At 66.4% G+C, this 6,600-nt stretch carries 14 protein-coding genes; 4 read left to right on the forward strand and 10 right to left on the reverse strand.

Annotated features, from left to right (window positions below):
- Positions 1–5: 5 nt before the first annotated feature.
- From ACTHK2_RS09060 to ACTHK2_RS09100, 9 genes are all read right to left on the reverse strand, one after another.
- Positions 6–209: a hypothetical protein gene (locus ACTHK2_RS09060; RefSeq protein ID WP_440245383.1), complete on the reverse strand. Its 204-nt coding sequence runs from the start codon at positions 207–209 to the stop codon at positions 6–8.
- A complete protein-coding gene (locus ACTHK2_RS09065; RefSeq protein WP_440245384.1) occupies positions 206–457 on the reverse strand; it encodes a hypothetical protein in 252 nt (83 codons plus the stop codon). Before ACTHK2_RS09065 ends, ACTHK2_RS09060 begins: the two co-directional genes overlap by 4 nt.
- Positions 447–647 (reverse strand): hypothetical protein, encoded by a 201-nt coding sequence (locus tag ACTHK2_RS09070; protein WP_440245385.1) that lies wholly within the window; start codon positions 645–647, stop codon positions 447–449. The genes ACTHK2_RS09065 and ACTHK2_RS09070 overlap by 11 nt, the downstream gene beginning before the upstream one ends.
- Entirely contained in the window at positions 644–985 is a 342-nt protein-coding gene (locus ACTHK2_RS09075; RefSeq protein WP_440245386.1) for a hypothetical protein, read from the reverse strand. Before ACTHK2_RS09075 ends, ACTHK2_RS09070 begins: the two co-directional genes overlap by 4 nt.
- Positions 982–1,233 carry a hypothetical protein gene (locus ACTHK2_RS09080; RefSeq protein ID WP_440245387.1) on the reverse strand — a complete coding sequence of 84 codons (252 nt, stop codon included), beginning with the start codon at positions 1,231–1,233 and terminating at the stop codon, positions 982–984. The genes ACTHK2_RS09075 and ACTHK2_RS09080 overlap by 4 nt, the downstream gene beginning before the upstream one ends.
- On the reverse strand, positions 1,230–1,388 hold the full coding sequence (locus ACTHK2_RS09085) for a hypothetical protein (protein WP_440245388.1): 159 nt from the start codon (positions 1,386–1,388) through the stop codon (positions 1,230–1,232). The genes ACTHK2_RS09080 and ACTHK2_RS09085 overlap by 4 nt, the downstream gene beginning before the upstream one ends.
- Complete coding sequence (locus ACTHK2_RS09090; RefSeq protein ID WP_440245389.1) at positions 1,385–1,627, reverse strand: hypothetical protein; 243 nt, start codon at positions 1,625–1,627, stop codon at positions 1,385–1,387. Before ACTHK2_RS09090 ends, ACTHK2_RS09085 begins: the two co-directional genes overlap by 4 nt.
- Positions 1,628–1,731: 104 nt before the next feature.
- Complete coding sequence (locus ACTHK2_RS09095) at positions 1,732–2,283, reverse strand: hypothetical protein (RefSeq protein ID WP_440245390.1); 552 nt, start codon at positions 2,281–2,283, stop codon at positions 1,732–1,734.
- Between the two features lie 3 nt (positions 2,284–2,286).
- On the reverse strand, positions 2,287–3,033 hold the full coding sequence (locus ACTHK2_RS09100) for a S24 family peptidase (protein WP_440245391.1): 747 nt from the start codon (positions 3,031–3,033) through the stop codon (positions 2,287–2,289).
- 88 nt (positions 3,034–3,121) lie between these two features.
- Here ACTHK2_RS09100 and ACTHK2_RS09105 point away from each other — a divergent pair, with 88 nt between their 5' ends.
- Complete coding sequence (locus ACTHK2_RS09105) at positions 3,122–3,352, forward strand: transcriptional regulator (protein ID WP_440245392.1); 231 nt, start codon at positions 3,122–3,124, stop codon at positions 3,350–3,352.
- A gap of 5 nt (positions 3,353–3,357) precedes the next feature.
- On the opposite strand, the gene ACTHK2_RS09110 is transcribed toward ACTHK2_RS09105, so the two are convergent.
- On the reverse strand, positions 3,358–3,696 hold the full coding sequence (locus ACTHK2_RS09110; protein ID WP_440245393.1) for a hypothetical protein: 339 nt from the start codon (positions 3,694–3,696) through the stop codon (positions 3,358–3,360).
- A 280-nt stretch (positions 3,697–3,976) separates the two neighbouring features.
- Here ACTHK2_RS09110 and ACTHK2_RS09115 point away from each other — a divergent pair, with 280 nt between their 5' ends.
- From ACTHK2_RS09115 to ACTHK2_RS09125, 3 genes are all read left to right on the forward strand, one after another.
- Positions 3,977–4,432 carry a phage regulatory CII family protein gene (locus ACTHK2_RS09115; protein WP_440245394.1) on the forward strand — a complete coding sequence of 152 codons (456 nt, stop codon included), beginning with the start codon at positions 3,977–3,979 and terminating at the stop codon, positions 4,430–4,432.
- Positions 4,433–4,503: 71 nt separating this feature from the next.
- The gene (locus ACTHK2_RS09120; RefSeq protein ID WP_440245395.1) at positions 4,504–4,665 is read left to right on the forward strand and encodes a hypothetical protein; all 162 of its coding nucleotides are present in this window, start codon (positions 4,504–4,506) and stop codon (positions 4,663–4,665) included.
- A 216-nt stretch (positions 4,666–4,881) separates the two neighbouring features.
- The coding region (locus tag ACTHK2_RS09125) for a DUF5906 domain-containing protein (protein ID WP_440245396.1) at positions 4,882–6,600 on the forward strand (1,719 nt) is incomplete at its 3' end.

Raw genomic sequence — 6,600 nt, forward strand, 5'->3', positions numbered from 1 at the left:
GTTTCTCAGCCATTGCGGTTTCTCCTGGTGATCAGTACGGCGCCGCCGGTATGGATGTAGGCGTACTCGGTGCCGCCGGGCGGGATCTCGCGATGGCCCATGAGCGAGTGCGGCTCGCCCGGCGGCACGTCGACGCGCACCTCCTGCACGACGAGCACGTCGTCGCCGGTGGCGATGTTGTGGATCTGGATGCGTTTGCTTCCGCTCATGGCGCGGCTCCTGGAAGGCACAGGCCGGTCATCACGCCGGCGAAGAAGGCGGTGGCCAGCGCAATCAGCGTTAGGGCGGCCACGTGGTCGGCGATGAAGGCGCCCAAGGCGGCAAGCGGCGCGCCGAGTACGCTCGGCCGCGGGTTGCGCCAGGCGCGCAGGTTGCGGTGCCAGTCCGGCTCCGTCGCGCGCAGCTCATGGCGCGGCGTGGTCGCCGGCAGTCGCATCGTGCGGCGGTCAGTGCTCATGGGTCACCGGCACTTCGGTGATCGCGATGCCGCCGACGGCGGGCACATCCACCGTCACGCGGCCGCCGGGATTGAGGTCGTGCAGCGCGAGCAGGTCGCCCGTCGCAACGGGCGGGAAGCGGCTCGCTACGTGCACGAGCAGGCGATGCGTGCGCGACCGGTTGCGGATCTGGATGCGGTCGGCGCTCATGGCCGCACCTCATCTGCATTGAGAATCACGCTCGGCCGGACGCCGCGGTGATATGCGCCAGCGTCGACGTTCCAATCCTCGACGTCGCCTAGATGCACGCGCGGCGCACGAATGGCGTAGTGGATTTGGCAACCAGCAATCAGGACTTCGCCGATCTGCGCATACCAGTTCGTGCTCGGCTGCCGCGGTTTGACGCCGAGCGCCTGCTCTGCAGTGAGAATGGCGCGCAACGTTCCATGGACCGCTCGGTACTGACGTCCGTCAGGCCCGTAAAACCAGTTCGACGTCGTCACCAGGACAAGGTCGCCAATCTGGACGTTCAGCAGCGCGGCATTCATGCGCGATCGCCTCCGGTCGGCTTGTTGCGCCACACGATGCGGTAGACGATCTCGTCGTTGCCGAGGGTGGCGTTGTCGCGGCGCAGGTTGAGCGCGGCGCGCACGGCGGCGCGGATGCGCATGTCGCTCACATCCCACGGGCGGAGCAGGTCGGTGATGCGGTCGCGGATGTAGTCGGCGTCCGACTTTTCGTGCCGGCGGAACTGCACGGTCGTGACGTTGCCGTCCTGCGCGAGGACGGCGCTCACGGCTGGGCCTTCTGCATGACGGCGACGAGGTGCGCGAGCCAGGCGCCGCCGCTGCGGAAGGCGAGGGCAGCGAGCACGGCGATGATCACCAGCGCGAGCACGCGCGTGAGCGACGTGCCGTACCAGGAGGAGCGAAGCCGGTCCCGGGCGCTCATGCGGCGGCCTGCTGCGCGGCGCGCGGGGAGCGGGTCAGGGTGATCGCTCGCCAGGCCTCGTCGGCGTGCATCTGCGCGAGCTTGCGCATGCCGTCGGCCATGCCGGCGCCACGGGGGCCGTAGGCGGGTTCGTGGGCGGCGAAGTCAGCGAGGCGCAGGCAGGATTCGCATTCCTGCGCCTGGCGCTGGATGACCGCCTCGAGGGCGGTGAGGGGTGCGGACTGCTGGGTGCGCGACATGGTGCCTCCTGAGCTGCCCGGGTGGGCAGCGGGAGGCAGATTAGCGAGACGCTAATTCCCTGTCAATAGCGGGACGCTAATTTAGCGCGCCGGGGGCCGAATCCTTACTCGAACTCGACTTCGCGCACCGCCACGGTGGTGGCCCCTTCCTTCCATTCAGAGGGAACGCGCTTGGCCGAGAGGAACCGATGTGGTTCCTGTTGCCACACGTAGCCGGGGCGCAGCGGACCAGCGTTGTCGAGTCCAATTCCCCCCGCGAGGATGGGCGTGAATTCTTCCTCAGCAACGTTCGCGCCGTTGGCGTCTTGGAAATACACCACGATCTTGAGCCGGGTTACGGTCCGGTCGCCCTCGTTCTTCACCTTGAACGAGATCCCGGGCACGCGGCCTGTGAACGTGTCAAAGTATTTGGCCGTCCAATCGTAGATGCGAAGACTCGAGGCGTAGTCGGCCGCGTTGTCCTTCGCAGCTGCGACATCGGTCTTCGTGGCCGAAGTACCTGTAGCGCCCGAGAGCGCGGCGGCAAAATTTCCGGCGGCGGACGCGAAGGCGGACGAGAGCTGATACTTGATGTGCTCGCGGCCGATGAAATAGCCGACGATCAGGCTGGTTACGGCAACAGCGATAAGCTGTGAATGCGCCTTGGAAATGGCCACTTGCTATCCCCCTTGTCGATAGACGAAAGAGCCAACAATTTTCAGCAGCTGAGCATGCTCCGGTTCGATGGATTCATCGGGAAAACGCCGCTTGTCCGGGTTGTCACTCTGCAGCACCCATGTGCCATCGATCTCCCGCCGCAGGCGCTTTATACGCAAACCATCGGGGTGCTGGATCAGGAATATTTTCCCGCTCTTCGGGGTGGTGTTTGACCGGTCAAAGATCACAATGTCGCCGTCGACGATGAAGTCGGCCATGCTTTCCCCGTCGGCCCAGACCGCGATCGCATCTTCGGGGCGGATCCGGTAGCGGCGAAACCACGACGCTTCCTTCAGCAGTGGCGTGCGAGAGACGGTCTCATGATCAATGATGCCGCCACCACAGGAGCCGCGCGCGCTGGTCAACTCGATGGGCATGGCGGCGCCGTAGTCCTCCCTGGCTTCCTCGACAGAGTAGCGTGCTGGCGTGGCGCTATGCGCGTTGTAACCGTCGCGCGCCTGCGCCAGCTCATGGGGCGTATCCATCCAGCCATTCGCGAGCCCGAGCAGCTGCTCGATGGTACGGGCCATCTTCCCGCTGATTGAGCGCGGCGCACCGGTGCTCGAATCAGGCGAACGATTCACCCACTGGCTCACTTGGGACGGCGCTCGCTTGATGCGGTCGGCGAGCGCGCGCTGGCTACCGCCACCGGCTATATCGATGAGCAGGACAAGGTTGTCGCGGCGTACTTCTTCAATCGGGATTGCCATGGGCGTCATTGTCGTAGCGCCGCGCTAAACACGCCATTCGCGCCGCGCTATTGCAATTCGATTAGCGGCCCGCTAAAGTCGCCGCGCCATGAATCTGAAAACCTTCATTGAAGACGAGGGGCGGCGGGACAGCCTGCTTGCGGCTCTCCGGTGCTCGCCTGGCTACCTGTGGCAAATCGCGACGCAATGGCGAGGGCGCCGCCCTAGCGCCGAGCTCGCGCGAAGGATTCATGACGCCACAGGCGGCGAGGTATCGGTGCACGACCTCCGCCCCGACATCTTCGGCCCGACCCCCGCCAAGCACGAGCAGGTGGCCTGACCATGTCAGTGCGCTTGGAGCGAGTGTCCAGGCTCCTTGCCGAGGAACTCCCGAATGCCGAGTACCGTCCGTGCGCTGAGCTCGGCGCATATCCATCCGAAGCCCTCGTTGCGGATCCAGATGCGGAGGGCACCGCCGATGCGTGAGCGAAAACGCAAGGCTGGTTCCTCGAGCGCTAGTACTTCTCGATCGCTGGACGCTTCGGGCGGCTCCTCTGAGACGACAGGTTCCAGCGCCGCTCGAGCTTGCATGAGCCGCGCAATGATCTCCTCGAGTTCGTGTGCGGTGAAGGTCCCGTTGAGCGCGAGCTTTACCTGCGTTCTTGGATCGAATCCCTCGTCCATGCTGTTCTCCGGTGGTGGTTTCGATGTCTAGCGCCACCGACTCTATCACCGCGAGAACGGCACCCTTGCACGCGCGGGCACCCCACGCGCGCGCTGCTGCTCGCCGCGTCCCCCTGCGCGGCGAGCAGCGCTTTTCTTTCCGCACGCGGCCCGTCGCCGGCAATGCCCGTCGGCCACACTCCCCGACGTTAGCCGGGCCGCTCTTCTCTTCGAATCCCCTTCGCATGCTGCGCACGTTACGTGCGCGCGCGGTGGGTCACCACGTTTGTCGAGGCCACGCATGAACGTCGTCGATGCGGCACACAAGACGGTGAAGGATTACCCGGGTGGCGCCGAGGCGCTGGGCCCGCGCGTGGGCATCAACGCCACGGTCCTGCGCAGCAAGGTGAATCCGACAATGACGTCGCATCGCCTGGCGATCGATGAGGCCGATCTCATCATCGGCGCGACCGGCAACCCGCTCATGATCCAGGCGCTCGCCCAGACGCACGGCTACGGCCTCGTGCCGCTTTCCGGTGAGATCGGCAATGGCACGGTCCTCGACCTCGTCCTTGGTCACGGTGAGTCAGAAGGCGAGTTCGCCGCCGAAGTCCGCGCCGCACTGGCAGATGGGCTGATCACCCAGAACGAGTACACGCGCATCGCCGCCGCTGCACACGTTGCGAACGCGACGACGCTGCTGCTGCTCGGCGCCCTGCGCCGGCTGAAGGACAACCGCACCAGCCCTGGCGCCTGAGTACTGCCGCCATGGGGAAGCGAGAGGGGAAGGCCACACGCACGGCACGCACGATCCAACGCTCGCGCGCGATGAGCGCGCGGCGCCAGCGTGCACGAACACCGCGAGTCGACGTCGCGAAGTATCAGGCGATCGTCGACGCACTGCCCGGCACGCTCACCGATCGTGAGCGCGCCGATGCCGAGGCCGCATTGGCCATCGCTCCGGACGATCCACAGGGGACACTGCTTTGATTCGATCCATTCGTGCGTGCGGCGCGCGCGTCGTCCCGCCCCGCACCCCTTGGCCGGAGCCGAGAGCCGCGCGATGCGGATCGTTCGCGTCGCGCGCGGCGTCTCGATGTCTCATGAGACGGAGAGACGCCGGTGTTCGGGTCCTCCCTGGGGACGGCGCATGCGGGTACAAAGGCCGCAATTCCCGCGTAGTCAGCGGCGCGGAAAGTAACTGAAATGGCGTCGAACTACGACAGCGTGCTCGACCAGCTGCGCGCGTTCGGCCTGATCGTTGACGCGATCGAGACCGGCCGGCTCGTCCGGTGCCGCGTGGAGGGCGATCGAGAGAAGCGCGGCTGGTACGCGGTGCACGAACTCACGACGCGCGCGGGCGAGCAGCTGCTCGTCGGTTCGTTCGGTCGATGGGAAGGCGCGAGCAACAACGCGCAGAAGATCGAGATCCGCAAGGACGCGTTCGACGAGGAACAGCGCAAGGCGCTGCGCCGGCGCATCGAGGAAGACCGCAAGGCGGCCGACATCGCCGCGAAGGCGAGCGCGAACCGAGCGGCCGCGCGCGCGGCGTGGGTATGGGAACGCTGCGACCCGTCGGGCGAGAGCGAATACCTGGTGCGCAAAGGCGTCGGCGCGCACGGCGTGAGGTTCAGCAAGCAGGGATCGCTCGTGATCCCGATGACCAACGTCATCGGCCAGATCCGCGGCCTGCAGGTCATCCGTGCGCGCGACGTCGCGAAGCGCGAGCGCGCGCTCGAGAAGGAGTACTGGCCGAAGGACGTCGGCAAGAAGGGGATGTTCAACCTCATCGGCACGCCGCAGCTTCTGCTGCTCGTCGCCGAGGTCTACGCCACCGGCGCGAGTGCTCACGAAGCGACCGGCTTCCCGGTCGCGATCGCATGGGACGCCGGCAACATCGGCCAGGTCGTGAAGGAACTGCACGTCCGCTACCCCGCGGCGAAGATCCTCATCCTCGCTGACGACGACGGCCTGCAGCGGTGCCGCGAGTGCCGCGGTCGCGTCGTCCTCGCCGAGCATCCGGTGGACTGCCCGCACTGTGGGAAACCGCATCGTGCCGAGAACACCGGCGTGTCGCTCGCGAGCACCGCGGCCGTCACCGTGCGGGGCGCGTTCGCCAAGCCCATCTTCGCCAACGAGCCGCAGCGCCGCGCCGACTTCCTCGAGCGCGGCGTCAAGTCGACGGACTACAACGATCTGCACCAGGCGGAAGGCCTGCACGTCGTGCGCGCACAGATCGAGGCCCGCCTGCTGGAACTCGGGTGGCCACTCACGGGTGCCGTAGCGCGCCGATCTTCCTCCAACGGGGCGGGGGGCGCGGCGCTGCGCCCGATCGACTCGGAGCATGAACTGCTCGAGCGCTTCGCGCTCATCTACGGCGGTGGTGGCGCGGTGTACGACGCGCAGGAGCACATCGTGTTGGCGCTCAGCGATATGCGCGACGCGTGCCGCCATCGCGAACTCCACAAGGCGTGGATGCAGAATCCCGAACGCCGCATCGTCCGCCCGACGGAGGTCGACTTCGACCCCTCGTGCAGCGACCCCGCCGTCACCTGCAACTTGTGGTCGGGCTGGCCGACGCAACCGAAGGCCGGCCGCTGCGACAAGCTGCTCGAGCTGCTGCAGCACATGTGCAGCCACGAGGCCAAGCACGCGCACGCCCTCCATCAATGGGTGCTGCGCTGGCTCGCGTACCCGATCCAGCACCCCGGCGCCAAGATGCGCACGACCATCGTGCTGCACGGCCCGCAGGGCACCGGCAAGAACCTCTTCTTCGAAGCGGTCATGGGGATCTACGGCCAGTACGGCCGCATCATCGACCAGGCCTCGATCGAGGACAAATTCAACGACTGGGCGTCGAAGAAACTGTTCCTGATTGCCGACGAAGTCGTCGCGCGCTCCGATCTCTTCCACGTCAAGAACAAG

The organism is Dokdonella sp. (assembly GCF_051958935.1).
Classification (GTDB): Bacteria; Pseudomonadota; Gammaproteobacteria; order Xanthomonadales; family Rhodanobacteraceae; genus Dokdonella_A.

Coding starts and splice junctions, on each gene's coding strand:
- ACTHK2_RS09060 (WP_440245383.1), bottom strand. CDS start 209: ATGAGCGGAAGCAAACGCATCCAGATCCACAACATCGCCACCGGCGAC.
- ACTHK2_RS09065 (WP_440245384.1), bottom strand. CDS start 457: ATGAGCACTGACCGCCGCACGATGCGACTGCCGGCGACCACGCCGCGC.
- ACTHK2_RS09070 (WP_440245385.1), bottom strand. CDS start 647: ATGAGCGCCGACCGCATCCAGATCCGCAACCGGTCGCGCACGCATCGC.
- ACTHK2_RS09075 (WP_440245386.1), bottom strand. CDS start 985: ATGAATGCCGCGCTGCTGAACGTCCAGATTGGCGACCTTGTCCTGGTG.
- ACTHK2_RS09085 (WP_440245388.1), bottom strand. CDS start 1,388: ATGAGCGCCCGGGACCGGCTTCGCTCCTCCTGGTACGGCACGTCGCTC.
- ACTHK2_RS09090 (WP_440245389.1), bottom strand. CDS start 1,627: ATGTCGCGCACCCAGCAGTCCGCACCCCTCACCGCCCTCGAGGCGGTC.
- ACTHK2_RS09100 (WP_440245391.1), bottom strand. CDS start 3,033: ATGGCAATCCCGATTGAAGAAGTACGCCGCGACAACCTTGTCCTGCTC.
- ACTHK2_RS09105 (WP_440245392.1), top strand. CDS start 3,122: ATGAATCTGAAAACCTTCATTGAAGACGAGGGGCGGCGGGACAGCCTG.
- ACTHK2_RS09110 (WP_440245393.1), bottom strand. CDS start 3,696: ATGGACGAGGGATTCGATCCAAGAACGCAGGTAAAGCTCGCGCTCAAC.
- ACTHK2_RS09115 (WP_440245394.1), top strand. CDS start 3,977: ATGAACGTCGTCGATGCGGCACACAAGACGGTGAAGGATTACCCGGGT.
- ACTHK2_RS09120 (WP_440245395.1), top strand. CDS start 4,504: ATGAGCGCGCGGCGCCAGCGTGCACGAACACCGCGAGTCGACGTCGCG.